Genomic DNA, 25221 nt, shown 5'->3' on the forward strand with positions numbered 1-25221 from the left:
ACGCCCAAGGCAGGTAAGCATGGCAGACGAATGGAAAGCCCCTGAGTCCGAACCCGAGGAGCGCGAAGAGCGCAAGAGTTGGAAGCTGTTGGAGAAGACCCTGCTGGCGGGCGTCCAGGAGCAGCGTCGCGCGCGGCGCTGGGGGATCTTCTTCAAGCTGCTGACCTTCGTTTACCTGTTCGGCATGCTGGTGCTGTTCACGCCGCTGATGGACATGGACAAGGCGGCTTCGCGCAGTGCCAGCCATACAGCGCTGATCGAAGTACGAGGCGTGATCGCCGACCAGGAGGCTGCCAGTGCCGATAACCTCGTCAAGAGCCTGCGTGAGGCGTTCAAGGACGCCAAGACCAAGGCGGTGGTGCTGCGCATCAATAGCCCAGGCGGCAGCCCGGTGCAGGCGGGTTATGTCTATGACGAGATTCGTCGCCTGCGTGCCGAGTACCCGGCCATCAAACTGTATGCGGTAATTACCGATCTGGGCGCTTCCGGTGCTTACTACATTGCCAGTGCGGCGGACGAGATCTATGCCGACAAGGCTAGCCTGGTCGGCTCCATCGGGGTGACGGCAGCGGGTTACGGGTTTGTCGGGTCGATGGAGAAGCTTGGGGTCGAGCGACGCACGTACACTGCAGGCGAGCACAAGGCCTTCCTGGACCCGTTCTCGCCAGAAAAGCCGGAAGAGCGGGCGTTCTGGCAGGGTGTGCTGAACACCACGCACCAGCAGTTCATCGCCATGGTCAAGCAGGGGCGGGGTGACCGCCTGAAAGACAAAGAGCACCCGGAGCTGTTCAGTGGCCTGATCTGGACCGGCGAGCAGGCCAAGGCGCTGGGGCTGGTGGATGGCCTGGGCAGTGCCAGCTATGTCGCGCGGGAGATTGTCGGCGAAAAGGAGTTGGTGGATTTCACGGTCGAGGAATCGCCGTTTGATCGCTTCTCGAAGCGGCTGGGCGCCAGCGTGGCGGAGCATCTGGCGATGTACATGGGGTTCCAGGGGCCGTCGTTGCGCTGAAGGTTCGCCGTCGCAGTTTTGGTGCCTGTGAGATCGAGCGCCGCCCGCGCGGCGCTCGATCTCACAGGCACCAAAAGTGTTGAGCCTAAGGTATCTCCACCCCTTCCTTCATCAGCATATCCACCAGCCGAATCAGCGGCAGCCCCACCAGGCTGGTCGCATCGCACCCGTGCGTGCTTTGGAACAGGCTCACCCCCAGTCCCTCCGCCTTGAAGCTCCCAGCGCAATCCAGTGGCTGCTCTGCCGTTACATAGCGCTCGACCCGATTGCGGTCCAATTCACGCATGGTGACGGTAAAGGGCACGCAATCGACCTGGCAGTGCCCCGTGGCGCTGTTCAGCAGTGCCAGCCCGGTCAGGAAGGTCACTTGCTGCCCGCTCGCCTCCAGCAGCTGCTCGCAGGCGCGGGCGAAGGTGTGTGGCTTGCCCAGGATCTGTTCACCCAGCACGGCGACCTGATCAGAGCCGATGATCAGGTGCCCAGGGTGGCTGCCCGCCAATGCTTCAGCCTTTTGCCTGGCCAGGCGCCGTACCAGCTCCACGGCAGGCTCGTCACCCAGCCGCTGCTCGTCTATATCGGGGCTTGCGCAGGTGAATGGCAGGCGCAGGCGGGCGAGCAGTTCGCGTCGATAAGGGGAGCTGGAAGCCAGTAATAAGGGAAGCATGGTAGACTCCTGGTCAGTTGAACCAAATTCTAACATGCAACATGCCGCCTAATTTCCTTTGACAGGTGCGGGGGGCATCCCTAGAATGCTGCGCCTATGTTGAATGACCCGATTCCACCTCACGTTGACCCGCGCAAATTAGCCGATCGTGGCGTAACCCTTAACGGTTCGCTGCAACTCGCTGATTTGGAAAGACTCTGCGACCCGCTTTCCGACAATGTCGGTACGGTGCAGGCGAAGTTAAATTTTGAACGAGATGAACAGCACGTGGTGGTTATCCACAGCGAGCTCGACGTCGAGGTCAAGATGGTTTGCCAGCGTTGTCTTGAGCTGGTCACCCTGCCGATCCACAGCGAATGTACTTACGCCGTGGTGAAGGAGGGTGCGAATACCCAGTCGTTGCCGAAAGGCTATGACGTGCTGGAACTGGGCGAAGATCCATTGGATCTGCAGGCGCTGGTCGAGGAGGAGCTTCTGCTCGCCTTGCCAATCGTGCCTGCTCATCATCCGGAAGAATGCCAGCAGCCGGCGGGCGCAGACGAGCCCGATTCGAGCAAGGACGAGGTATCGCGGTCCAACCCGTTCAGTGTTTTGGCGCAGTTAAAGCGTGACCCAAACGTTTAGGAGTTAATCAATTATGGCTGTTCAGCAGAACAAAAAATCCCGCTCTGCCCGTGACATGCGCCGTTCGCACGACGCTCTGTCGGAAAACGCGCTGTCGGTAGAGAAAACCACCGGTGAAGTTCACCTGCGCCACCACGTATCGCCAGAAGGCGTATACCGTGGTCGCAAAGTGGTCGACAAGGGCGCTGACGAGTAATCCTTGTCCGCTCAGATCATCGCGATCGACGCAATGGGCGGGGACTTCGGTCCCCGCAGCATTGTCCAGGCTAGCATTGCCTGCCTTTCGGCTACTCCCTCGCTGCACCTGACCCTCGTCGGTCAACCCTCCCTCCTTGAAGATCTTGTCAGCGGCCTTGCGGCGGCGGATCGCGCGCGCCTGCAGATTGTCGCGGCCAGCGAGGTGATTGGCATGGACGAGCGGCCATCCCAGGCGTTGCGTGGCAAACCGGATTCGTCGATGCGCATTGCGCTCGAACTGGTGCGTGACGGCAAGGCCCAGGCCTGCGTGAGTGCCGGCAACACCGGGGCGCTGATGGCGTTGTCGCGTTTCGTGCTCAAAACCCTGCCGGGTATCGATCGGCCGGCCATGGTGGCGGCGATCCCGACCCAGGCGGGGTACTGCCAGTTGCTCGACCTGGGTGCCAATGTCGATTGCAGTGCCGAGAACCTCTTCCAGTTCGCCGTGATGGGCTCGGTGGCCGCCCAGGCGCTGGGTGTGCATCGGCCGCGCGTGGCGCTGTTGAATATCGGCACCGAGGACATCAAGGGCAACCAGCAGGTCAAGCTGGCGGCCACCTTGCTGCAGAACGCCCGTGGGCTTAACTATGTGGGCTTCGTCGAAGGCGATGGCCTGTACCGCGGCGAGGCTGACGTGGTGGTGTGTGACGGTTTTGTCGGCAACATCCTGCTCAAATCCAGCGAGGGCCTGGCGACGATGATCGCTGCGCGCATCGAGACGCTGTTCAAGGGTGGCGTGTTGTCGCGCGCTGCCGGCGCGCTGGCCATGCCACTGCTCAAGCGCCTGCAGGCCGACCTGGCGCCGGCGCGGCACAACGGTGCGAGTTTCCTGGGTTTGCAGGGGATCGTCATCAAGAGTCACGGTTCGGCAGGGGTGCAGGGCTTTCAGAGTGCGATTCAGCGGGCGCTGATCGAGATTCAGGAAAACTTGCCGCAGCGGCTGCATGGCCGCCTTGAAGACCTGTTGCCTTAGGCAATTCGCCGATGAAGTGCTTAAATGTGACCGCTTGGTCCGCGTCTCCATCCAAGTTTTCAGATTCCGCGTCAGGCTGATGCCCGGCGCACCCTATCCGACGACAAGATCATAAGGGCTTGTTCAATGTCTGCATCCCTCGCATTCGTCTTTCCCGGTCAAGGTTCCCAGTCGCTCGGCATGCTCAAAGAATTGGGCGCCGAAAAGCCGGTGATCGTTGAGACCTTCAAGGAGGCCTCCGAGGCTCTGGGCTATGACCTGTGGAAGCTGGTCCAGGAAGGCCCGGAAGAACAACTCAACCAAACCGACAAGACCCAGCCGGCCATCCTCACTGCCTCGATCGCCCTGTGGCGCCTGTGGTTGGAAGAGGGCGGCGCGCAGCCGGCGTTCGTTTCCGGCCACAGCTTGGGTGAATACAGCGCCTTGGTTGCCGCTGGCAGCCTGTCGCTCAAAGATGCAGTGAAGCTGGTCAAGCGCCGTGGCGAACTGATGCAGGAGGCCGTGCCTGCCGGTCACGGCGCCATGGCCGCGATTCTCGGCCTGGACGATGCCGTAGTGGTCGATATCTGTGCCAAGGCCGCCGAAGATGAAGTGGTCAGCGCGGTGAACTTCAACTCGCCAGGTCAGGTCGTGATCGCGGGCAACACGGCTGCCGTGGACCGTGCCATGGCGCTGTGCAAAGAGGCCGGTGCCAAGCGCGCCCTGCCGTTGGCGGTCAGCGTGCCGTCGCACTGCGCCTTGATGAAGCCGGCTGCCGAGCGTTTTGCCGAATCGGTCAACGCCATCGAATGGAAGGCCCCGCAGATCCCGGTGGTGCAGAACGTCACCGCCGCTATCGCCGCCGACCTCGATGCGCTCAAGCATGACCTGCTGGCACAGCTTTACCAGCCCGTGCGCTGGGTCGAGTGCGTGCAGACCCTAGCCGCCAATGGCGCGGTCAACCTGGTCGAGTGCGGCCCGGGCAAAGTCCTCGCCGGCCTCAACAAGCGTTGCGCCGACGGTGTCACCACCTACAACCTCAATACCCCTGACGCCGTCGCCGCCACCCGTGCGGCGCTGGCCTGAATTGGAGAAGCTTGCATGAGCCTGCAAGGTAAAGTTGCACTGGTCACCGGCGCTAGCCGTGGCATCGGCCAGGCCATTGCCCTCGAACTGGGCCGCCAGGGCGCGACCGTGATCGGCACCGCCACGTCGGCTTCCGGCGCCGAGCGCATTGCCGCCACCCTCAAAGAGCACGGCATCGCCGGCACCGGCATGGAGCTGAATGTGACCAGCGCCGAGTCCGTGGAAGCGGTGCTGGGTGCCATCAGCGCACAGTTCGGTGCGCCGACCATCCTGGTCAACAACGCCGGCATCACCCGCGACAACCTCATGCTGCGCATGAAGGACGACGAGTGGTTCGATGTGATCGACACCAACCTGAACAGCCTCTACCGTCTGTCCAAGGGCGTGCTGCGCGGCATGACCAAGGCGCGTTGGGGTCGTATCATCAGCATCGGCTCGGTTGTCGGTGCCATGGGCAACGCCGGCCAGGCCAACTACGCGGCGGCCAAGGCCGGCCTCGAAGGCTTCAGCCGCGCCCTGGCGCGTGAAGTGGGCTCGCGTGGTATCACCGTCAACTCGGTGACCCCGGGCTTCATCGACACCGACATGACTCGCGAGCTGCCAGAAGCGCAGCGCGAAGCCCTGCAGACCCAGATTCCGCTGGGCCGCCTGGGCCAGGCTGAGGAAATCGCCAAGGTGGTTTCCTTCCTGGCCTCCGACGGCGCAGCCTATGTGACCGGCGCTACGGTGCCGGTCAACGGCGGGATGTACATGTAACAACTGCAACTCAATGTGACGGATTTCGTAAAAAAAGAGTCATACTGCGAGCCTAAAATCCGTTATAAAGCTGCAACCAGATTCCAGGCAGCGGGTGCGGTGACTAATCCGAAGGTGCGTTTAGCTTGAAAAGCGAACGTCTTTCTATAAAATTGGTCACCGGCCAGCTGCCTGACATATGTCCATTAGGAGTGAAAACTAGGTATGAGCACCATCGAAGAACGCGTCAAGAAAATCGTCGCCGAGCAACTGGGCGTCAAGGAAGAGGAAGTGACCAACGAGAAGTCCTTCGTCGATGACCTGGGTGCCGATTCGCTTGACACCGTTGAGCTGGTGATGGCTCTGGAAGAGGAATTCGAGACCGAGATTCCTGACGAAGAAGCCGAGAAGATCACTACCGTTCAAGCCGCTATCGACTACGTCAACAGCCACAAGGCCTAAGACGCAGTAGTCGACGCTTCTTGTCGGGAAAAACCGCACTGCCTTTGCTGGCGTGCGGTTTTTTCTTTGCGAGCCCCCTGCCTTCAGCTCAAGGGTATCGTTCACCGCGCACCGAGAGCCTGTTGTCATTCCATTCCATCGCATGAATGCAATGCCAAGAGACTCTGTTATTAGAAAAGGAGAGTACTGTGTCGCGTAGACGCGTCGTGGTCACCGGTATGGGTATGCTGTCGCCACTGGGTACCGATGTACCGAGCACCTGGCAGGGCATTCTGGCTGGCCGCAGTGGCATCGGTCCGATCGAACATACGGATCTGTCTGCCTACTCCACCCGTTTCGGCGGCTCGGTGAAAGGCTTTGAGGTCGAACAGTACCTGTCGGCCAAAGAGGCCCGCAAACTTGACCTGTTCATCCAGTACGGCCTGGCGGCCGGGTTCCAGGCCGTGCGTAATGCGGGCCTGGAGGTCAACGACAGCAACCGTGAACGCATTGGCGTGGCCATGGGTTCGGGTATTGGTGGCCTGACCAACATCGAAGAAACCAGCCGGACCCTGCACGAGCAGGGCCCGCGGCGTATTTCGCCGTTCTTCGTGCCGGGTTCGATCATCAACATGATCTCCGGTTTCCTGTCGATCCACCTGGGGTTGCAGGGCCCGAACTACGCCATTGCCACTGCCTGCACCACGGGCACCCACTGCATCGGCATGGCCGCGCGCAACATCGCCTATGGCGAAGCCGACGTGATGATCGCCGGTGGTGCCGAAATGGCCGCCTGCGGCTTGGGCATGGGCGGCTTCGGTGCTTCGCGTGCGCTGTCGACCCGCAACGATGAGCCAAGCCGTGCCAGCCGTCCTTGGGACAAAGGCCGTGATGGCTTCGTGCTGTCTGACGGTGCCGGTGCCCTGGTGCTGGAAGAACTCGAGCACGCCAAGGCCCGTGGCGCGACCATTTATGCTGAGCTGGTCGGTTTCGGCATGAGCGGCGACGCTTACCACATGACCTCGCCACCCGATACCGGCGAAGGCGCTGCCCGTTGCATGGCCAATGCCCTGCGCGATGCGGGTATCCAGCCTGAAGAGGTCAGCTACATCAACGCCCACGGCACTTCGACCCCGGCCGGCGATATCGCCGAAGTGGCGGCGATCAAGCGTGTGTTCGGTGAGCATGCCTACAAGCTCGCGGTCAGCTCGACCAAGTCGATGACTGGCCACCTGCTGGGTGCTGCTGGCGCGGTGGAGGCGATCTTCAGCGTGCTGGCGATCAACAGCCAGATGGCGCCGCCGACCATCAACCTGGACGAGCCGGACGAAGGGTGTGACCTGGACTTCGTGCCGCACCAGGCGCGCAGCATGCCGATCGATGTGGTGCTGTCCAACTCGTTCGGCTTTGGTGGCACCAACGGCTCGCTGGTGTTCCGCCGGTTCGCCGGTTGATGCACAGCTGGGTCGACGGCCAGCCGGCGGATGCAGTCAACCTGCAAAACCGCGGCCTGGCATACGGCGATGGTCTGTTCGAGACCATCGCCGTGCGCGGTGGCCGGCCCAGTTTGCTGGCGGGCCACCTCGCACGCTTGGCCCTGGGTTGCCAGCGCCTTGCAATCGACGTCGACCTGGCGTTGGTTGAAGACGAGCTCCTGCGTTACGCCAGCCAGCTCGGTGATGGCGTCGCCAAACTCATCCTGACCCGTGGCGACAGCCAGCGCGGCTATGCCCCGGTTGCCGGTGCCGCGCCACGGCGCATCCTTCAGGGCAGCCCACTGCCCAGCTATCCTGTCGAGCATGCCGAGCGTGGCGTGCGTTTGTTCCCGTGCCAGACCCGGCTTGGGGAACAACCGCTGCTGGCCGGGCTCAAACACCTCAATCGCCTGGAGCAGGTGCTGGCGCGTGCCGAATGGCAGGACAGCGAGCATGCCGAAGGCCTCATGCGAGATAGGCAGGGCAGGGGGGTCGAAGGGGGGTATAGCAATCTTTTCCTGGTGCGTGACGGCGTGCTACTGACCGCAGACCTCAGCCGATGCGGCGTGGCTGGGGTGATGCGTGCCGCGTTGTTGCAGCAGGCCCAAGCGCTGGCCATTCCCGTCCAGGTTCGTGACCTGGCATTCGATGAACTGCAGCAGGCGGATGAAGTATTCGTTTGCAACAGTGTCTATGGGATCTGGCCCGTACGGGGAATTGCCGCGCTGAACTGGTCGCCAGGCCCACTCACCCGTAAACTGCAGGCCGTTGCCCGTACGTTACTGGATACCTGAATTCGTGAGACGCAAATTCCTGCTGCTGCTGGAAATGGGGTTGATCCTGGCTGGCCTGGCATTCGGCTGGTCGGCCTGGAAGGTCAACTCGGTCCTGGAGCAGCCCTTGCACGTGACGCAGGAGCGCCTGCTCGATGTGCCCAATGGCACCAACCCCAACCGCATGTTCTACCGCATGCAGAACGAGGGGTTGCTCGATGACGCCTTTTGGCTGCGGCTTTACTGGCGCTTCAACATGGCCGGTACGCCCCTGCACACCGGTGAGTACCGCCTGACCCCGGGCATGACGGTCGAGCAGTTATTCGATGCGTGGCGCCGCGGCGATGTCGTGCAGTACAACCTGACCCTGGTCGAAGGCTGGACCTTCCGTCAGGTACGCTCGGCGATCGCCAAGCACGAAAAGCTCAAGCACACGCTGGACGGCCTGACCGACGCCGAGGTCATGGACAAGCTTGGCCATACTGGGGTGTTCCCTGAAGGCCGCTTCTTCCCGGACACCTATCGCTTCGTGCGTGGCATGAGCGACATCGAATTGTTGCAGCAGGCCTACATGCGCCTGGACGAAGTGCTGGCCAAAGAGTGGTCGGAACGCACCACCGACCTGCCTTATCGCGACCCCTACCAGGCGCTGATCATGGCCTCGCTGGTGGAGAAGGAAACCGGCATCCCGCAAGAGCGTGGGCAGATTGCCGGCGTGTTCGTGCGGCGCTTGCGCCTGGGCATGATGCTGCAGACCGACCCGACCGTGATCTATGGCATGGGCGAGCGCTACAACGGCAAAATCACCCGCGCCGACCTGCGTGAGCCAACGCCCTATAACACCTACACCATTACCGGCCTGCCGCCGACGCCTATCGCCATGGTCGGCCGTGAGGCGATTCACGCTGCGCTCAATCCGTCTGATGGCACCAGCTTGTATTTCGTCGCTCGCGGCGATGGCAGCCACGTGTTCTCCGACGACCTGGACGATCACAACTCGGCGGTGCGCGAGTTCCAGCTCAAGCGGCGGGCGGATTACCGCTCCAGCCCGGCTCCGCAGGCCCAGCCGGGAGCGGGGGAGGCCGTGGAGCCCGAGACGCCCGCAGCGGACCAGCCGGCTGCGCAGCCTGAGCCCGATGAGGCGCCCGCGCAGGATGCCGCCCCGGCCAGCGACCCTGCCCCCGTCGATGCACCGGCCACTGCGCCGACGCCCGACGAACAACATTAAGGACTGCCTGTGAGCGGCTTGTTTATTACTCTGGAAGGCCCCGAAGGCGCGGGCAAAAGCACCAACCGTGAATACCTGGCGGCGCGCCTGCGCGAGCAAGGCCTGGATGTGTTGCTGACCCGCGAGCCGGGCGGTACGCCGCTGGCCGAGAAGGTGCGTGAACTGTTGCTGGCACCCAGCGATGAATCCATGGCGGCCGATACCGAGCTGTTGCTGGTGTTCGCTGCGCGCGCCCAGCACCTGGCGCAGGTGATCCGTCCTGCGCTGGCCCGCGGCGCCGTGGTGTTATGTGATCGGTTTACCGATGCCACCTACGCCTATCAGGGTGGTGGTCGCGGGTTATCCGTCGAGCGTATCGCCACCTTGGAACAATTCGTCCAGGGCGACCTGCGCCCTGACCTGACACTCGTATTTGACCTGCCCGTAGAAGTCGGCCTCGCCCGCGCCGCTGCGCGTGGCCGCCTGGACCGATTCGAGCAGGAAGGCCAGGCGTTCTTCGAGGCCGTGCGCCAAGCCTACCTGCAGCGTGCCCATCGTGAGCCGCAGCGCTACAGCCTGTTGGACGCCGCGCAACCGCTGGAGGCCGTGCAGCGCGCCATCGATGCGCTGCTACCGGGTATTCTGGAGCGTTGCCGTGGCTGAAGCCTACCCCTGGCAGCAGGCCATCTGGCAGCAGCTGGCCGGTCGCAGCCAGCACGCCCACGCCTACCTGCTGCATGGGCCGCAGGGCATTGGCAAGCGGGCCCTGGCCGAGCGGCTGATGGCGCGCCTGCTGTGTCAGCAGCCGCAAGGCCTGGATGCCTGTGGTAGCTGCAAGTCCTGCCTGCTGCTCAAGGCCGGTAGCCACCCGGACAACTATGTACTGGAGCCAGAAGAGGCTGACAAGCCGATCAAGGTCGACCAGGTGCGCGAGTTGGTGGCTTTCGTGGTGCAGACTGCGCAGTTGGGTGGGCGCAAAGTCGTGTTGATCGAGCCGGTCGAGGCAATGAACATCAACGCTTCCAACGCCCTGCTCAAAAGCCTTGAAGAGCCCTCTGGCGACACCGTTCTGCTGTTGGTCACGCACCAGCCCAGCCGCCTGTTGCCGACCATCAAGAGCCGTTGCCAGCAGGTCGCTTGTCCGCAGCCCAGCGTGACACAGAGCCAAGCCTGGCTGGCCCATGCGCTGGCCGACAGCGATGAAGCCGAGCGCGATGAGTTGTTGACCCTGGCCGCTGGTTCGCCATTGATGGCGGTGAGCTTGCAGGCGCAGGGTGTGCGCGAGCAGCGTGCGTTGGTCACCGACGGGGTGAAGAAACTGCTCAAGCAGCAGCAATCGCCCAGTCAGTTGGCAGAGGCTTGGAATGGCGTGCCGTTGTTGCTGTTGTTCGACTGGTTCTGCGACTGGTCGCACCTGATCCTACGCTATCAGTTGACCCAGGACGAAGAAGGGTTAGGCTTGGCCGATATGCGCAAGGTTGTGCAGTACCTGGCGCAAAAGAGCCGCCAGGCCAACGTGCTTCAGGTGCAGGCGTGGATCCTGGAACAGCGCCAGAAGGTGCTGGGCAAGGCTAACCTGAACCGCGCCCTGCTGCTCGAAGCGCTGCTGGCGCACTGGCAGCAGTTGCCAGGCGCCCGCTGACTTTCCCTTTTTCATGTGTGCCGTTATCCCATGCTCGTAGATTCCCATTGCCACCTTGACCGTCTTGACCTGAGCGCCCACCAGGGCTCCCTCGATGCCGCCCTGCAAGCCGCGCGTGAGCGCGGGGTGGGGCACTTCCTGTGCATTGGCGTCAGCGCCGAGAACGCTGGTGCGGTCAAAGCGCTGAGTGAGCAGTACGCCGATGTCGATTGTTCGGTGGGGGTGCACCCGCTTGACCTGGCACCGGGCGAAACCCCGGCGTTGGAGTGGCTGTTGCGTGAGTTGGCGCATCCGCATGTGGTGGCGATCGGTGAAACCGGCCTGGACTACCACTACGAGCCGGAAGCCGCCGAGTTGCAGCAGGCATCGTTTCGCCTGCACCTGGAGGCCTCGCGCCAGACCGGCAAGCCGGTGATCGTGCATACCCGTGCTGCACGGGCCGACACCCTGGCGCTGCTGCGCGAGGCGAACCTGCCCCAGGCCGGTGTGCTGCACTGCTTCACCGAAGACTGGGACATGGCCAAGGCGGCGCTGGACCTGGGCTACTACATCTCGTTGTCGGGCATCGTCACCTTCCGCAATGCCGATGCCTTGCGTGAGGTGGCGCGCCAGGTGCCTGTCGACCGCCTGCTGGTGGAGACCGATTCGCCGTACCTGGCACCGATTCCGCACCGGGGCAAGCCTAACCTGCCGCAGTATGTGCGTGAGGTGGCCGAATACGTCGCCTCGTTGCGAGGGGCCAGTTATGAGCAGTTGGCGGAGCAGACCACCGCCAACTTCAAGCGGTTGTTCCCGCTGGCTCGCGTGGCCGGGTAGCGCCACAGGCAAAAAAAACCCGGGTTCTGGGGGAGGGAATCCGGGTTAAGACCATTAGGAGTAAAACAAAGGTACGCGGTCCCTGAGCACCTTTATCGGCGCGCCACTTGGGGGGGATGCGCCGCGCCAACACTTCAAGTATTGGTCAGGTTTGGCGCAGTGCCAGTGGCTGTTGGTCGTTTTTTAAACAGATTTGGAATACGCCCGCGTTCCGTTGCACTCTCAGTGCATGGCCAGGCGCCGCACCTGCTGAACAGTTTCGTCGATCAGCTGCTCACTGGTATAGAAATGCGGTGAAAATCGCACACCGCCGCCGCGCAAAGCGCAAATTGTGCGCTCGGCCATCAAGGCCTTGTGGATGTCCACGCTGGCCTGCCCTTTGATACTGAATGTGACGATGCCCGCTCGTCTGTCTGGGTCAGCCGGGGTGTGCAGCACAACACCGGGCACTGATGCCAAGCCTTCATACAACTGGGCCACGCGCTGCTGCAATTGCTGCGCGACCGTGCCGATACCGACCTCCTCCAGGAGCGACAGGCTTGCCTCCAGCGCATGGGCGCCGAGCATGTTCGGGCTGCCACACTCGAAACGCCGCGCGCTGTGTGCGGGCTGCCATTGGCGTCGGTCGAAGTCGCCCAGGTGTTCCAGCATGTGCCAGCCATAGGCATTGAGTTCAAGTTGCGGGCGTAGCGCGGCGCGGCAATAGAACATCCCCAGCCCCTCAGGGCCGAGCATCCACTTATGGCCATCGGCCACGGCAAAATCACACTGAAAGCGTTGTACGTCGAAGGGCAGGGCGCCGACCTGCTGAATGGCATCGATGCAGAACAGTACATTACGCGCCCGGCAACCTTCTCCCAGGCGCGCCAGGTCCAGGCGCAGGCCGCTGCCGAACTGCACCGCGCTGACCGCCAATAACCGGGTGCGCGGGCCGCAGGTCGTCAGCAAGGTGGCTTCGGGGTCTGGGCCGGCCAGGTTGGCCTCGATCACCTGCACGCCACGGTCGGCCAACGCCTCCCACACCACGCGGTTGGAGGGGAACTCCTCGTCGCTGATCACCACCTGGTCGCCCGCTGCCCAGTCCAGCCCAAAGGCGACCAGCGACAGCCCTTCTGAGGTGTTCTTCACCAGGGCGATATCGCCAGGCGAGGGCGCATGAATAAGCCGCGCCAGCCGCGCGCGCAGGCGTCGCTCGGTGGCCAGCCAGGATGGGTACTCGCTGGCACCTAGGCAAACGTTGTCGCGGGCGAAGCGGGCCACTGCCTCGGCAGCCCGCCGTGGCCAGGGGGCGATGGCGGCGTGGTTCAGGTAGCGCAGCCCCGGGGCATGGTCGAACTCATCGTGAAACATAGACATGGTTGGATGATCCGTGCAATTTCCCGCAAGATAGGCATAATAAACCGCTTCGATTGTCATCCAGTCCTTCCTATGCAGAAAGAACCTCGTAAGGTCCGTGAGTTTCGCCGTCGCGAACAGGAAATCCTCGATACCGCGCTCAAGCTGTTTCTCGAACAGGGTGAAGACAGTGTCACCGTCGAGATGATCGCTGACGCGGTAGGTATCGGCAAAGGCACGATCTACAAGCACTTCAAGTCCAAGGCGGAGATCTACCTGCGCCTGATGCTCGACTACGAGCGTGATTTGAACGAGCTGTTGCATTCGGCCGACGTCGACCGTGACAAGGAAGCCCTGTCGCGCGCCTACTTCGAGTTCCGCATGCGCGACCCGCAGCGCTATCGCCTGTTCGACCGCCTGGAAGAAAAGGTGGTCAAGGGTAATCAGGTGCCGGAGATGGTCGAGCAGTTGCATAGCATCCGCGCCTCCAACTTCGATCGCCTCACCCAGTTGATCAAGGGCCGTATCAGCGAAGGCAAGCTCGAAGACGTACCGCCGTACTTCCACTACTGCGCGGCCTGGGCGTTGGTACATGGCGCCGTGGCGCTGTACCACTCGCCGTTCTGGAGCAATGTGCTTGAAGATCAGGAAGGTTTCTTCCAGTTCCTCATGGACATCGGCGTACGCATGGGCAACAAGCGCAAACGCGACCCGGAACCCACCCACTGACCGGTCCGGTGGCTCCAGCATGAACAAGGTGCTTGCAAAAACCTGATTTATGAGTCAGGTTTTGCCAGCCCCGCTTCATCCATGCTGGAGTCATCCATGATCGTCGATCGTCAAGGCAGGCGTTTTCGCAACCTGCGTGTCAGCCTGACGGCTGCCTGTAACTACGCGTGCACTTACTGCGTGCCCACTGGCAAACGCCTGGTGGCGGCGCAGGACGAGCTGTCGGCGCAAGCCCTGGCGCGGGGCGTTGCTTACCTCATCGAGGCCGCAGGTATCGAGCGTTTACGCATTACTGGTGGCGAGCCGCTGGTCAGCCCCCGGCTGGATGGCTTTCTGGCTGCCATTGCCAAACTCCCCCTCGACGATATCTCGCTGACCACCAATGGCCAGTTGCTCGCGCGCAAGCTGCCAGCGCTTCATGCCGCCGGCATCCGCCGCTTGAATGTTTCCCTCGATACCCTCGACCCGCTGGCGTTTCGCCGCATCGCCCGCGGTGGCGACCTGGCCAGTGTGCTGGCAGGCATGCAGCGCGCCAGCGAGCAGGGCATGCGCATCAAAGTGAACATGGTGCCGATGCGTGGGCAAAACCTCGACCAGGTGTTGCCGCTGCTGGATTACTGCCTCGAGCGGGGTTTTGAGCTGCGCTTCATCGAGCTCATGCGCATGGGCCACCTGGCCAGTGATCGCAACGCTTTTTTGCAGCAGTTCGTGGGCCTCGACCAGGTGCTCGGGCTGATTGGTACCGAGCATGCCTTCGAGCAGGTCGACGTGCCGGTGGATGCTACGGCCCTGCGTTACCAGATCCCGGGTAAAGGCCATTTTGGCGTAATTGCCAACGAGAGCGTGCCGTTTTGCCGCGGTTGCTCACGACTACGTTTGTCATCGACGGGTTGGCTGCATGGCTGCCTGTCGTCGAGCAACCGCCACTTTGTCGGCGATCTGCTGGAAAAGCCGCGTCATCAAGCGCTTCCTGCCTTGCAGCGGCTGCTGGTCAAAGCCCTGGCAGACAAGCAGGATGTGGCGTTTTCCGGGGGTGTTACGGTGATGAAGGTGATTGGCGGCTGAGTCTGGCGCAAAAGCTGCATCCGCCGGCTATTCGCCGGTTTTTCGTCGCCGGCCACTGGAGGAAAGATGCGTAGCCTGGTCTTGCTGCTGGCGCTGATGGCGTTGGGCGGCTGCATGAATGTCAGCGATATGGGCGAAGGCGTCCGTTACCACATGAGCGACGCCGGTCTGCTCGATCACAGCGATACTCGCAGGACCCTGTCGATCCGCCTGCAGCCCGACTCGTTCATCTTCATTGGCCAAGGTGCCTTTGTGCCGCCCGGCAAAGGGCCAGTACCGCACCAGAACGTGGTGGCCGACCAGGCCTTCAAGAGCTTCGTTGAGTATTTCCCGCTGGTACGCCGTGCCCAAGGCCCGCTCGGCTTGGAGGACGCGATCGCCCAGGCGCGCTCGGTGGGCGCGGACTACGTGCTGTACACCCGTTTCGCACGTACCGATGACCGCATAGGCAACGGCGACGAATGGTATGACGAGCAGGCTGTCGACCGCCTCGGCTGGGACACTGGGGTGGTGCAGATGATGCTGATCGAAACCAATACCCGCTACTTGATCGACACCGCACGCATCAAAAGCCGTGGCGGTTTGTTGACGTTCCACGACAATACGCCGGAAGATTTGCTTGCCGCGCCGATGCGCGAGTACGCTCGGAGCCTTCTGGGCATGAGCGAATGAGGCAAGCGTGATGAGCGATTCCGGCAAGGCCAATGACCTTCTGGCGCAAATCCCCAAGGCGAAGGGTTTGCCGCCCGTGCACCTGTGGAACCCGGACTTCTGCGGCGACATCGACATGCGCATCGCCCGTGACGGTACCTGGTATTACCTGGGCACGCCGATCGGGCGCAAGCCGATGGTGCGGTTGTTTTCCACGATCATCCGCCGCGACGGCGATGACTACTTCCTGATAACCCCAGTGGAGAAGGTCGGCATCCGTGTCGACGATGCGCCCTTTGTCGCGGTTACTCTGGAGGTGCAGGGCGAGGGCGAGCAACAAGTGTTGCGCTTCACCAGCAATGTCGACGACCAGGTCGAGGCGGGGCCGGATAACCCATTGCGGGTCGAGTTCGATCCTGTCACGCAAGAGCCATCTCCCTACGTGCTGATGCGCAGCAACCTTGAGGCGCTGATTCATCGCAATGTGTTCTACCAACTGGTCGAGCTGGCGGTGCCGCGCATTATCGACGGTGAAGAGTGGCTTGGGGTATGGAGCCGAGGCGAGTTCTATCCGATCGGGCGTACCGGCTGAGACCTGTGTGGCTGGCATGCGCATGCCTTGAGTATGGCGGTGTCAATAAGACCGAGCGCCGCCCGCGCGGCGCTTCGCAGCACAAGGCTGCTCCTACATCCGTTTCGGGCCAGTCTCGCCTGTGGCATTTGCGCGCGACCGCATGCGCCAAGTCTCCAGGAATAACTGGCCCGGAGCCGATGTAGGAGCAGCCTTGTGCTGCGAAGCGCCGCGCTGGCGGCGCTCGGTCTGCCAGGCGCCGCAACATTCCAGCCGTACAACGAAAAAGCCCCCGGTTGCTTGCGCACCCGGGGGCTTTTCAGTGTTTGGCTCCGCGACCTGGACTCGAACCAGGGACCCAATGATTAACAGTCATTTGCTCTACCGACTGAGCTATCGCGGAATCTGCGCATATCTTACTGATCACCAAAGGGAAGTCAAGCTTCCCCCTGGTAAATCAGAACCGAATCAAGCAGTTACAGCACTTCGACGATAGCCTTGGTGACCACGTGGATGTTGCTTTGATTCAGTGCGGCAACCGCGATGCGGCCAGTGTCCAGCGCGTAGATGCCGAACTCGTTCTTCAGGCGTGCTACTTGCTCCACGGTCAGGCCGGAGTAGGAGAACATGCCCACTTGGCGGCCAACGAAGCTGAAGTCGCGCTGGGCACCGTAGGTGGCCAGCAGCTCGACCATCTGCTTGCGCATGCCGTGGATGCGCTGGCGCATTTCGCCCAGCTCCGCTTCCCACATCTGACGCAGCTCATCGTTGTTGAGCACGGTGGCGACGATGGTCGCGCCATGGGTCGGCGGGTTGGAGTAGGTGGTGCGGATCACGCGCTTGACCTGGGACAGCACGCGGGTGCTTTCGTCCTTGGAACCGGTCACGATCGACAGGGCGCCGACGCGCTCGCCATACAGCGAGAACGACTTGGAGAACGAGCTGGAAACAAAGAAGTCCAGGCCCGACTCGGCGAACAGGCGCACGGCGAAGGCGTCTTCAGCGATGCCGTCACCAAAGCCCTGGTAGGCCATGTCGAGGAATGGCACATGGCCTTTGGCCTTGACCACTTCCAGGACGTTTTTCCAGTCGTCCAGGGTGAGGTCGACGCCGGTCGGGTTGTGGCAGCAGGCGTGCAGGACGACGATCGAGCCGGACGGCAGGCTGTTCAGGTCTTCGAGCATGCCGGCGCGGTTGACGTCGTTGCTCGGTGCGTCGTAATAGCGGTAGTTCTGTACCGGGAAGCCTGCGGTCTCGAACAGGGCGCGGTGGTTTTCCCAGCTTGGGTCGCTGATGGCAACCACGGCATTGGGCGACAGGCGCTTGAGGAAGTCGGCGCCAATCTTCAGCGCACCGGTGCCGCCAACGGCTTGCACGGTGACGACACGGCCAGCGGCCAGCAGCGGCGACTCGGCGCCGAACAGCAGTTTTTGCACGGCCTGGTCGTAAGTCGCGATACCGTCGATCGGCAAGTAGCCGCGCGAGGCATGCTGGGCAGCACGCTGGGTCTCGGCTTCGATCACGGCGCGCAGCAGCGGAATGCGGCCTTCCTCATTGCAGTAGACGCCCACGCCCAGGTTGACCTTGTCGGTACGTGGATCGGCGTTGAATGCTTCGTTGAGGCCCAGAATAGGGTCGCGGGGTGCCAGCTCGACAGCGGAAAACAGGCTCATTGTTACCTTGGCTCTGATTGGAGAGTGATAGGACGTACACGCTCCAGCCGAATGCACTGAAGCGGTGCACAAACGGGGAGTCAGTATAGTGATACCGACCGGTCACTGCGACACTCTGGCGCAGCTTTTCCAGCCATTTACGCAAATATTTTTTGACCATTGGTCTTATTGCCGTGTCCACAGCAATAAGCGTTCACACCTGGGGCTTGAAACCGGCCCCGAGCGAGCGCATTTGGGTATAGACTACTGGCTAAATTTACAGTTGCTGCGACACCGCGAGGTCCCTCATGTCCGAGTTCCAGCTCGTCACCCGTTTCCAGCCGGCCGGCGATCAGCCCGAAGCCATTCGCCAGATGGTCGAAGGCATCGAGGCGGGGCTTTCGCACCAGACGCTACTCGGCGTGACCGGCTCGGGCAAGACCTTCAGCATCGCCAACGTCATCCAGCAGGTGCAGCGCCCGACCCTGGTGCTGGCGCCGAACAAGACCCTGGCGGCGCAGCTGTATGGCGAGTTCAAGGCGTTCTTCCCGAACAACGCAGTCGAGTATTTTGTTTCCTACTACGACTACTATCAGCCCGAAGCCTATGTGCCGTCGTCCGATACCTTCATCGAGAAAGATGCGTCGATCAACGACCACATCGAGCAGATGCGCCTGTCGGCGACCAAGGCCTTGCTGGAGCGGCGCGACGCAATCATCGTCACCACCGTGTCGTGCATCTATGGCCTGGGCAGCCCCGAGACCTACCTGAAGATGGTCCTGCACGTGGACCGCGGCGACAAACTCGACCAGCGCGCCTTGCTGCGCCGCCTGGCTGACTTGCAGTACACCCGCAACGAGATGGATTTCGCCCGCGCCACCTTCCGCGTGCGCGGCGACGTGATCGACGTGTTCCCGGCCGAATCCGACCTTGAAGCCATCCGCATCGAGCTGTTCGATGACGAAGTGGAGAACATCGCTGCCTTCGACCCGCTCACGGGCGAGGTCTTCCGCAAGCTGCCGCGCTTCACGTTCTACCCCAAGAGCCACTACGTGACCCCGCGCGAGACGCTGCTCGACGCCGTCGAAGGCATCAAGGAAGAGCTCAAGGACCGGCTCGAATACCTGCATAAGGGCAACAAACTGGTGGAGGCGCAGCGGCTGGAGCAGCGCACCCGCTTCGACCTGGAGATGATCCTGGAGCTGGGTTACTGCAACGGTATCGAAAACTATTCGCGCTATCTGTCCGGGCGCCCCTCCGGCGCGCCGCCACCCACCCTTTACGACTACCTGCCCGCGGATGCGCTGCTGGTGATCGACGAGTCGCACGTCAGCGTCCCCCAGGTCGGCGCCATGTACAAGGGCGACCGCTCGCGCAAGGAAACCTTGGTGGAATACGGCTTCCGCCTGCCTTCGGCGCTGGATAACCGGCCCATGCGCTTCGATGAATGGGAGTCGGTCAGCCCGCAGACCATTTTCGTTTCGGCAACCCCCGGTCCCTACGAGGCCGAACATGCTGGCCGCGTGGTCGAGCAGGTGGTGCGGCCGACCGGCCTGGTCGACCCGCAAGTGGAGATACGTCCGGCGTTGACCCAGGTCGACGACCTGCTGTCGGAGATCCGCAAGCGTGTCGATGCGGGTGAGCGGGTGCTGGCGACCACGCTGACCAAGCGCATGGCCGAGGACCTCAGTGATTACCTGGCCGACCACGACGTGCGGGTGCGTTACCTGCACTCGGACATCGACACGGTCGAACGGGTGGAAATCATCCGCGACCTGCGCTTGGGCACCTTCGATGTGCTGGTGGGCATCAACCTGCTGCGTGAGGGGTTGGACATGCCGGAGGTGTCGCTGGTGGCGATTCTCGATGCCGACAAGGAAGGCTTCCTGCGTTCCGAGCGGTCACTGATCCAAACCATTGGCCGGGCCGCGCGTAACCTCAATGGTCGCGCCATCCTGTACGCCGACCAGATGACCGGCTCCATGCAGCGGGCCATCGACGAGACCGAGCGGCGCCGGGAGAAGCAGATTGCCTTCAACCTGGCCAACGGTATCGTGCCCAAGGGCGTGGTCAAGGACATCACCGACATCATGGAAGGCGCTACCGTACCTGGCTCGCGCAGCAAGAAGCGCAAGGGTATGGCCAAGGCCGCGGAGGAGAGCGCCCGCTACGAAGCCGAGCTGCGCACGCCGGGCGAGATCACCAAGCGTATCAAACAGCTGGAAGAGAAGATGATGCAGTTCGCCCGGGACCTGGAGTTCGAGGCGGCAGCGCAAATGCGCGACGAGATTACCCAGTTGCGGGAGCGGCTGATCACCAGCTGATCCTTTGCTCCCGGTTAGGCCCCTTCGCGGGGCAAGCCCGCTCCCACAGGTACATCACTGCCCTTGTTAAAAATGAGGTATCTGTGGGAGCGGGCTTGCCCCGCGAAGAGGCCGGCACAGGCAACAAACAAATCAGCTCAATGAGCCTCCCCAGCCTTCAACCCCTCCGGCAGCTTGCGTGTCAACAGCACCGCCACCATGCTCACCGCCAAGCCGATGCCGACAAAGTGGAAGGCATCGTTGTACGCCATGATCTGCGCCTGCTGATGGGTGATCTCACTCAGCTTGCCAAGCGCCGCTGTCTCACTGCCCAGTCGCTCCGCCAGTTGCGCCAAGCGCTCTGCCACCTGTGGGTTGCTGGGCACCACCGATTCGCGCAGGTAGTCGAAGTACACCTTGGTCCGCGCATCCAGCAAGGTGGCCAGCAAGGCAATGCCAATCGCCCCACCCAGGTTGCGCAGAATGTTGAACAGGCTCGATGCCGACCCGGCATCTTGTTGCTGGATATAGGCCGTGGCAATCAACGAAATGGTCACCATGATCATCGGTTGCCCCAGTGCCCGAATGATCTGGATGTGGTTGAACTGCGGCCCCGCAAAGTCCGGGTTAAGCACCCCCGAGCCAAAGCTGGCGGCCCCGAACAGGCAGAAGCCTAAAGCGCACAGTATTTTCGGCGAGACCACTTTCATCAGCTGCGGCACCAGCGGAATCAGAAACAGCTGCGGTACCCCCATCCACATGATCACCTCGCCGATCTGCAGGGCGTTGTAGCCCTGGATCTGCGCCAGGTACAGCGGCAGCAAATAGATTGAGCCATACAGCCCGACCCCCATGCCCAGGCTGGCAATGCTCGACAGCCCAAAGTTGCGGTTGCCGAGGATGCGCAGGTTGATCAAAGGGTGCGGCTTGGAAAACTGCAGGATGACAAAGGTAATCAGGCTGATCAGGGCGACGGTGCCCAGGCTGACGATCAGGTTCGATTCCAGCCAATCCTTGCGATGGCCTTCCTCGAGAAAGACCTGCAGGCAGCCCAGCCCCAGGCCGAGCGTGACGATGCCGGCATAGTCGGTGCTCTTCAGCAGCTCCCAATGCGCCTCTTTTTTCTCCAGCCCGTACAGCAGCCCAGCGATCATCACCAAGCCTGGCGGGATGTTGATGTAGAAGATGTACTCCCAGCCCCAGTTCTCGGTCAGCCACCCACCCAGGGTCGGGCCGATCGAGGGCGCGAAGGTAGCCGTCATGGCGAACATGGCCATGCCCTTGGCGCGGTGGTGCTCGGGTAGCTTGATCAGGGTCAGGGTGAAGGCCAGGGGGATCAGCGCGCCACCGGTAAAGCCTTGCAGGGCACGGAACATGATCATGCTCTCCAGGTTCCAGGCCATGGAGCAGAGCAGGGATGACAGCAAAAAGCCGGCCGAAACCCACACCGCCAGGCGTCGGGCGGACAGCAACTGCACCAGCCAGGCGGTCAGCGGGATCATGATGATTTCCGCCACCAGGTAGGAGGTGGAGATCCACGAGCCTTCTTCCAAAGTCGCGGAAAGCGCGCCCTGGATGTCCTTCAGCGACGAGTTGGTGATCTGGATGTCGAGCACGGCCATGAAGGCGCCGAGCATCACGCTCATCACCGCAATCCAGTCGCGCCGGGTGGGCTCGGCAGTGGGCCGGAGCAACTGATCACCGGCCATTGCGGCCTTCATCCTCGGTGCGGATATCGACAGTGGCGGTGACCGACATGCCGGGGCGGATGCGGCCATGCAGCGGGTTGTCGGCGCTGAAGGTCAGCTTCACCGGGATGCGCTGCACCACCTTGGTGAAGTTACCGGTGGCGTTGTCCGGTGGCAGCAGGCTGAACTGGGCGCCGGAAGCTGCGAACAGGCTGTTGACCCGGGCTTCGATGGGGGTGTCTGGGTAGCTGTCGAACAGCAATTCGGCGCGCTGCCCTGGTTGCATGTGGCCAATCTGGGTTTCCTTGAAGTTGGCCTGCACCCAGATGTCTTCGTCGGGCACGATCGACAGCAGATAGGCGCCAGCCTGTACCACCTGACCGTTGCGTGCGTTGCGTTGGCCGATGGTGCCGCTGATCGGGGCGCGGATCTCGCAGCGGGTCAGGTTCAATTCGGCCTGGGCAAGGTCGGCACGGGCATTGGCGATCTGCGCATCGAGGCGTTTGAGCTCGGCAGTCAGGGCATTGACCTGCTGGCGCTGGCTTTGCAGGTCAGCGCGGGCCTTGTCGACTTGGGAGCTGGCGACATGGCTCTCTGCCGAGAGGGTAGTCACCCGCTCCTCGGACACGAAGCCAGGCTTACGCAGGGCTTCTGCGCGGTTGAGGTCCAGACGTGAGCGGTTGAGCGTGGCCTGGTTGGCGGCGACCTGGGCCTGGCCCGCAGCGATCAAGCTGCCTTGTTGCGTCAGGCGGCTTTCAGCTTGCATGTGTTCCGCTTCACGGGTTGCCAGGGCGGCTCGGGCGCGCTCGACGGCGAGTTGAAAATCGGCGGCTTCCAGGCGTACCAGCAGTTCGCCTTTGACCACGTGCTGGTTGTCCTGCACCCGTACATCTTCGATACGGGCGCCAAGTTGGCTGGAAATACGGGTGATTTCGCCCTGAACATAAGCGTTGTCGGTGCTTTCGTAAAAGCGCCCCTTGAAGTACCAGTGGGCCAGAAAGGCGAGGGCGATGGCCGCAACCACGACAAAGAAGATCAGCAGGCGGCGTTTGAGTTGAGCAGGCATGAGGACTATGGTTCCAGAAATGTAAACAAATTTAACAGCGACGGACGGCAATTCGACAAGTGTCGTTCGCGCCATTGCTGGAGCCGGGTGCCTGCTCCCTGCTAACATCCCGCCTTTGTTTCATCTTTCGTTCGAGACCTTCCATGACCACCGTACGCACGCGTATCGCGCCATCGCCCACGGGCGACCCCCATGTCGGCACCGCCTACATCGCCCTGTTCAACTACTGCTTTGCCAAGCAGCACGGCGGCGAGTTCATCCTGCGCATCGAAGATACCGACCAGCTGCGCTCCACCCGCGAGTCGGAACAGCAGATCTTCGACGCCTTGCGCTGGCTTGGCATCGAGTGGAACGAAGGCCCGGACGTCGGTGGCCCGCACGGCCCTTACCGGCAGAGCGAGCGTGGCGAGATCTACGCCAAATACGCCAAGCAACTGGTCGATGCCGGCCACGCGTTCTACTGCTTCTGCACCGCTGAAGAGCTGGAGCAGATGCGCGCCGAGCAAATGGCCCGTGGCGAGACCCCGCGTTACGACGGCCGTGCCCTGTTGCTGAGCGCTGAAGAAGTGCAGCGCCGCCTGGACGCCGGCGAGCCCCACGTGATCCGCATGAAGGTGCCGAGCGAAGGCATCTGCGTGGTGCCGGACATGCTGCGCGGCGACGTCGAAATCCCATGGGACCGCATGGACATGCAGGTGCTGATGAAGAACGACGGCCTGCCGACCTACTTCCTGGCCAACGTGGTCGACGACCACCTGATGGGCATCACTCACGTCCTGCGGGGTGAAGAGTGGCTGCCGTCGGCGCCCAAGCTGATCAAGCTTTACGAGTACTTTGGTTGGGAGCAGCCCAAGCTGTGCTACATGCCGCTGCTGCGTAACCCAGACAAGTCCAAGCTGTCCAAGCGCAAGAACCCGACCTCGGTCACCTTCTACGAGCGCATGGGCTTCATGCCCGAGGCGATGCTCAACTACCTCGGCCGCATGGGCTGGTCGATGCCTGACGAGCGCGAGAAGTTCTCCCTAGCCGAAATGGTCGAGCACTTCGACCTGTCGCGCATCTCCCTGGGCGGGCCGATTTTCGACATTGAAAAACTGTCCTGGCTCAACGGCCAGTGGCTGCGCGAGCTACCGGTTGAACAGTTCGCCGCGCGCTTGCAGAAATGGGCGTTCAACAGCGACTACATGATGAAGATCGCCCCGCATGTTCAAGGCCGGGTCGAGACCTTCAGCCAGGTTGCGCCGTTGGGGGGCTTCTTCTTCGAGGGCGCGCTGAAGCTCGATGCCAAGCTGTTCGAGAGCAAGAAGCTGTCGGCTGATCAGGTGCGCCAGGTCATCCAGTTGATCCTGTGGAAGCTCGAAAGCCTGCGCCAGTGGGAAAAAGACCGCATCACCGGTTGCATCCAGGCCGTGGTCGAGTCGCTGGAGCTGAAACTGCGTGACGCCATGCCGCTGATGTTCGCCGCTATTACCGGCCAGGCCAGCTCGGTGTCGGTGCTCGATGCCATGGAAATCCTCGGCCCGGACCTGACCCGCTACCGCTTGCGCCAGGCTCTGGACTTGCTGGGTGGTGTGTCGAAAAAAGAAAACAAAGAGTGGGAAAAGCTGCTGGCGAACATCGCCTGACACAGCAGCCCGTAGTGATGTAGGCGCAGCCTTGTGCTGCGAAGACGTCGGTACAGACGCCAGCAATGTAGCTAGTGTGTACCGGCCTCTTCGCAGCACAAGGCTGCCCCTGCAAGGGGCAGGGCGGTAAGTGATTGTTATCTGTGAAAAAACTTTTGAATAATTTCAAAAATTCGTTTGACAGCCGTGCAATCCGATCTTAATATGCGCCCCGTCCACAGCGATGAGCGAAACGAAACGCCAGGCACCCAGCCAGCGATTCTGCTCAGAGCGACATAGTGGGGCTATAGCTCAGCTGGGAGAGCGCCTGCATGGCATGCAGGAGGTCAGCGGTTCGATCCCGCTTAGCTCCACCAAATTCCGCTTAGCAGCCACGGCTGATAAGCAAGACCGGGTACAGCAACCGGGTCTTGAAGGTAAGAAGGTTCGTCCCCTTCGTCTAGTGGCCTAGGACACCGCCCTTTCACGGCGGTAACAGGGGTTCGAGTCCCCTAGGGGACGCCAGTTTTACACAAGCGATGTTTAACGATGTCGCTGGGCCGCGAGGCTAAAAATCTGGGGCTATAGCTCAGCTGGGAGAGCGCCTGCATGGCATGCAGGAGGTCAGCGGTTCGATCCCGCTTAGCTCCACCAATTTTGCCGCGGTTTGTGAAAACGAACCGGCACGAAGGTTACGTCCCCTTCGTCTAGTGGCCTAGGACACCGCCCTTTCACGGCGGTAACAGGGGTTCGAGTCCCCTAGGGGACGCCACTTTTACCCGCGTTTTGCGGGGCTTAAAGAGGCTCATTCGTCTATTGGATGAGCCTTTTGTTTTCGGGGCTATAGCTCAGCTGGGAGAGCGCCTGCATGGCATGCAGGAGGTCAGCGGTTCGAT

General features: G+C 62.0%; 24 protein-coding genes and 5 tRNA genes. 23 read left to right on the top strand and 6 right to left on the bottom strand.

From position 1 onward, the window contains the following. The first annotated feature begins 19 nt into the window (after positions 1–19). The gene (gene sppA, locus D886_RS0122620; protein WP_027596075.1) at positions 20–1009 is read left to right on the top strand and encodes a signal peptide peptidase SppA; all 990 of its coding nucleotides are present in this window, start codon (positions 20–22) and stop codon (positions 1007–1009) included. A gap of 85 nt (positions 1010–1094) precedes the next feature. On the opposite strand, the gene D886_RS0122625 is transcribed toward sppA, so the two are convergent. Continuing rightward, entirely contained in the window at positions 1095–1673 is a 579-nt protein-coding gene (locus D886_RS0122625) for a nucleoside triphosphate pyrophosphatase (RefSeq protein WP_027596076.1), read from the bottom strand. Positions 1674–1769: 96 nt separating this feature from the next. On the opposite strand from D886_RS0122625, the gene D886_RS0122630 reads away from it, so the two are divergent. The 12 genes from D886_RS0122630 to D886_RS0122685 all read left to right on the top strand — a co-directional run bounded on the left by D886_RS0122630 (position 1770) and on the right by D886_RS0122685 (position 11661). After that, the gene (locus tag D886_RS0122630) at positions 1770–2297 is read left to right on the top strand and encodes a YceD family protein (RefSeq protein ID WP_027596077.1); all 528 of its coding nucleotides are present in this window, start codon (positions 1770–1772) and stop codon (positions 2295–2297) included. Between the two features lie 13 nt (positions 2298–2310). Continuing rightward, positions 2311–2493, top strand: a complete 183-nt coding sequence (gene rpmF, locus D886_RS0122635; RefSeq protein ID WP_003247154.1) for a 50S ribosomal protein L32 — start codon at positions 2311–2313, stop codon at positions 2491–2493. 3 nt (positions 2494–2496) lie between these two features. Continuing rightward, positions 2497–3507, top strand: coding sequence for a phosphate acyltransferase PlsX (gene plsX, locus D886_RS0122640; protein WP_081717536.1), 1011 nt, complete (start codon positions 2497–2499; stop codon positions 3505–3507). Positions 3508–3633: 126 nt separating this feature from the next. Continuing rightward, positions 3634–4572, top strand: coding sequence for an ACP S-malonyltransferase (fabD, locus tag D886_RS0122645; RefSeq protein ID WP_027596079.1), 939 nt, complete (start codon positions 3634–3636; stop codon positions 4570–4572). A 15-nt stretch (positions 4573–4587) separates the two neighbouring features. Further along, a complete protein-coding gene (fabG, locus tag D886_RS0122650) occupies positions 4588–5328 on the top strand; it encodes a 3-oxoacyl-ACP reductase FabG (RefSeq protein ID WP_027596080.1) in 741 nt (246 codons plus the stop codon). A gap of 204 nt (positions 5329–5532) precedes the next feature. Then, the gene (gene acpP / locus D886_RS0122655; RefSeq protein WP_008096410.1) at positions 5533–5769 is read left to right on the top strand and encodes an acyl carrier protein; all 237 of its coding nucleotides are present in this window, start codon (positions 5533–5535) and stop codon (positions 5767–5769) included. Positions 5770–5957: 188 nt separating this feature from the next. Then, positions 5958–7202, top strand: coding sequence for a beta-ketoacyl-ACP synthase II (gene fabF / locus D886_RS0122660; RefSeq protein ID WP_027596081.1), 1245 nt, complete (start codon positions 5958–5960; stop codon positions 7200–7202). Then, positions 7202–8017, top strand: a complete 816-nt coding sequence (pabC, locus tag D886_RS0122665; RefSeq protein WP_027596082.1) for an aminodeoxychorismate lyase — start codon at positions 7202–7204, stop codon at positions 8015–8017. Before fabF ends, pabC begins: the two co-directional genes overlap by 1 nt. Before the next feature lie 4 nt (positions 8018–8021). Beyond that, on the top strand, positions 8022–9224 hold the full coding sequence (mltG, locus tag D886_RS0122670; RefSeq protein ID WP_027596083.1) for an endolytic transglycosylase MltG: 1203 nt from the start codon (positions 8022–8024) through the stop codon (positions 9222–9224). A 9-nt stretch (positions 9225–9233) separates the two neighbouring features. Then, positions 9234–9866 (top strand): dTMP kinase, encoded by a 633-nt coding sequence (gene tmk, locus D886_RS0122675; RefSeq protein WP_027596084.1) that lies wholly within the window; start codon positions 9234–9236, stop codon positions 9864–9866. Continuing rightward, on the top strand, positions 9859–10845 hold the full coding sequence (locus D886_RS0122680; protein WP_027596085.1) for a DNA polymerase III subunit delta': 987 nt from the start codon (positions 9859–9861) through the stop codon (positions 10843–10845). The genes tmk and D886_RS0122680 overlap by 8 nt, the downstream gene beginning before the upstream one ends. 30 nt (positions 10846–10875) lie before the next feature. Then, the gene (locus tag D886_RS0122685) at positions 10876–11661 is read left to right on the top strand and encodes a TatD family hydrolase (protein WP_027596086.1); all 786 of its coding nucleotides are present in this window, start codon (positions 10876–10878) and stop codon (positions 11659–11661) included. 222 nt (positions 11662–11883) lie between these two features. Here D886_RS0122685 and D886_RS0122690 read toward each other — a convergent pair whose 3' ends face one another. Then, positions 11884–13017: an aminotransferase class V-fold PLP-dependent enzyme gene (locus tag D886_RS0122690; protein ID WP_027596087.1), complete on the bottom strand. Its 1134-nt coding sequence runs from the start codon at positions 13015–13017 to the stop codon at positions 11884–11886. Positions 13018–13089: 72 nt separating this feature from the next. On the opposite strand from D886_RS0122690, the gene D886_RS0122695 reads away from it, so the two are divergent. From D886_RS0122695 to D886_RS0122710, 4 genes are all read left to right on the top strand, one after another. Then, entirely contained in the window at positions 13090–13725 is a 636-nt protein-coding gene (locus D886_RS0122695; RefSeq protein WP_027596088.1) for a TetR/AcrR family transcriptional regulator, read from the top strand. 96 nt (positions 13726–13821) lie between these two features. Beyond that, positions 13822–14790, top strand: a complete 969-nt coding sequence (locus tag D886_RS0122700) for a GTP 3',8-cyclase MoaA (protein ID WP_027596089.1) — start codon at positions 13822–13824, stop codon at positions 14788–14790. 66 nt (positions 14791–14856) lie between these two features. Then, positions 14857–15462 carry a DUF4823 domain-containing protein gene (locus D886_RS0122705; RefSeq protein ID WP_027596090.1) on the top strand — a complete coding sequence of 202 codons (606 nt, stop codon included), beginning with the start codon at positions 14857–14859 and terminating at the stop codon, positions 15460–15462. Between the two features lie 10 nt (positions 15463–15472). Beyond that, positions 15473–16033: a DUF1285 domain-containing protein gene (locus D886_RS0122710; protein WP_027596091.1), complete on the top strand. Its 561-nt coding sequence runs from the start codon at positions 15473–15475 to the stop codon at positions 16031–16033. A 306-nt stretch (positions 16034–16339) separates the two neighbouring features. On the opposite strand, the gene D886_RS0122715 is transcribed toward D886_RS0122710, so the two are convergent. Next, positions 16340–16415 (bottom strand) — tRNA-Asn (locus D886_RS0122715). A 73-nt stretch (positions 16416–16488) separates the two neighbouring features. Next, positions 16489–17685: an amino acid aminotransferase gene (locus D886_RS0122720; RefSeq protein ID WP_027596092.1), complete on the bottom strand. Its 1197-nt coding sequence runs from the start codon at positions 17683–17685 to the stop codon at positions 16489–16491. A 287-nt stretch (positions 17686–17972) separates the two neighbouring features. Between D886_RS0122720 and uvrB the strand changes: the two genes are divergently transcribed. Then, on the top strand, positions 17973–19988 hold the full coding sequence (uvrB, locus tag D886_RS0122725; RefSeq protein ID WP_027596093.1) for an excinuclease ABC subunit UvrB: 2016 nt from the start codon (positions 17973–17975) through the stop codon (positions 19986–19988). Between the two features lie 137 nt (positions 19989–20125). On the opposite strand, the gene D886_RS0122730 is transcribed toward uvrB, so the two are convergent. After that, a complete protein-coding gene (locus tag D886_RS0122730) occupies positions 20126–21616 on the bottom strand; it encodes an MDR family MFS transporter (RefSeq protein ID WP_177323905.1) in 1491 nt (496 codons plus the stop codon). A 49-nt stretch (positions 21617–21665) separates the two neighbouring features. After that, positions 21666–22721, bottom strand: a complete 1056-nt coding sequence (locus D886_RS0122735; protein ID WP_027596095.1) for an HlyD family secretion protein — start codon at positions 22719–22721, stop codon at positions 21666–21668. A 143-nt stretch (positions 22722–22864) separates the two neighbouring features. Here D886_RS0122735 and gltX point away from each other — a divergent pair, with 143 nt between their 5' ends. From gltX to D886_RS0122760, 5 genes are all read left to right on the top strand, one after another. Beyond that, positions 22865–24346, top strand: coding sequence for a glutamate--tRNA ligase (gene gltX, locus D886_RS0122740; protein WP_027596096.1), 1482 nt, complete (start codon positions 22865–22867; stop codon positions 24344–24346). 280 nt (positions 24347–24626) lie between these two features. Further along, positions 24627–24702 (top strand) — tRNA-Ala (locus tag D886_RS0122745). Between the two features lie 72 nt (positions 24703–24774). Further along, positions 24775–24850: transfer RNA gene (locus tag D886_RS0122750), tRNA-Glu, on the top strand. A gap of 53 nt (positions 24851–24903) precedes the next feature. After that, positions 24904–24979, top strand: a tRNA-Ala gene (locus tag D886_RS0122755). 42 nt (positions 24980–25021) lie between these two features. Further along, positions 25022–25097 (top strand) — tRNA-Glu (locus D886_RS0122760). The last annotated feature ends 124 nt before the right edge of the window (positions 25098–25221 follow it).

This window comes from Pseudomonas sp. LAIL14HWK12:I7, from assembly GCF_000483465.1.
GTDB lineage: Bacteria > Pseudomonadota > Gammaproteobacteria > Pseudomonadales > Pseudomonadaceae > Aquipseudomonas > Aquipseudomonas kermanshahensis.

What these genes read in the sequence shown, in the direction of transcription:
- sppA (WP_027596075.1), top strand. Translation starts at nt 20, where the DNA reads ATGGCAGACGAATGGAAAGCCCCTGAGTCCGAACCCGAGGAGCGCGAA.
- D886_RS0122625 (WP_027596076.1), bottom strand. Translation starts at nt 1,673, where the DNA reads ATGCTTCCCTTATTACTGGCTTCCAGCTCCCCTTATCGACGCGAACTG.
- D886_RS0122630 (WP_027596077.1), top strand. Translation starts at nt 1,770, where the DNA reads ATGTTGAATGACCCGATTCCACCTCACGTTGACCCGCGCAAATTAGCC.
- rpmF (WP_003247154.1), top strand. Translation starts at nt 2,311, where the DNA reads ATGGCTGTTCAGCAGAACAAAAAATCCCGCTCTGCCCGTGACATGCGC.
- fabD (WP_027596079.1), top strand. Translation starts at nt 3,634, where the DNA reads ATGTCTGCATCCCTCGCATTCGTCTTTCCCGGTCAAGGTTCCCAGTCG.
- fabG (WP_027596080.1), top strand. Translation starts at nt 4,588, where the DNA reads ATGAGCCTGCAAGGTAAAGTTGCACTGGTCACCGGCGCTAGCCGTGGC.
- acpP (WP_008096410.1), top strand. Translation starts at nt 5,533, where the DNA reads ATGAGCACCATCGAAGAACGCGTCAAGAAAATCGTCGCCGAGCAACTG.
- pabC (WP_027596082.1), top strand. Translation starts at nt 7,202, where the DNA reads ATGCACAGCTGGGTCGACGGCCAGCCGGCGGATGCAGTCAACCTGCAA.
- D886_RS0122685 (WP_027596086.1), top strand. Translation starts at nt 10,876, where the DNA reads ATGCTCGTAGATTCCCATTGCCACCTTGACCGTCTTGACCTGAGCGCC.
- D886_RS0122690 (WP_027596087.1), bottom strand. Translation starts at nt 13,017, where the DNA reads ATGTCTATGTTTCACGATGAGTTCGACCATGCCCCGGGGCTGCGCTAC.
- D886_RS0122695 (WP_027596088.1), top strand. Translation starts at nt 13,090, where the DNA reads ATGCAGAAAGAACCTCGTAAGGTCCGTGAGTTTCGCCGTCGCGAACAG.
- D886_RS0122700 (WP_027596089.1), top strand. Translation starts at nt 13,822, where the DNA reads ATGATCGTCGATCGTCAAGGCAGGCGTTTTCGCAACCTGCGTGTCAGC.
- D886_RS0122705 (WP_027596090.1), top strand. Translation starts at nt 14,857, where the DNA reads ATGCGTAGCCTGGTCTTGCTGCTGGCGCTGATGGCGTTGGGCGGCTGC.
- D886_RS0122710 (WP_027596091.1), top strand. Translation starts at nt 15,473, where the DNA reads ATGAGCGATTCCGGCAAGGCCAATGACCTTCTGGCGCAAATCCCCAAG.
- D886_RS0122720 (WP_027596092.1), bottom strand. Translation starts at nt 17,685, where the DNA reads ATGAGCCTGTTTTCCGCTGTCGAGCTGGCACCCCGCGACCCTATTCTG.
- uvrB (WP_027596093.1), top strand. Translation starts at nt 17,973, where the DNA reads ATGTCCGAGTTCCAGCTCGTCACCCGTTTCCAGCCGGCCGGCGATCAG.
- D886_RS0122735 (WP_027596095.1), bottom strand. Translation starts at nt 22,721, where the DNA reads ATGCCTGCTCAACTCAAACGCCGCCTGCTGATCTTCTTTGTCGTGGTT.
- gltX (WP_027596096.1), top strand. Translation starts at nt 22,865, where the DNA reads ATGACCACCGTACGCACGCGTATCGCGCCATCGCCCACGGGCGACCCC.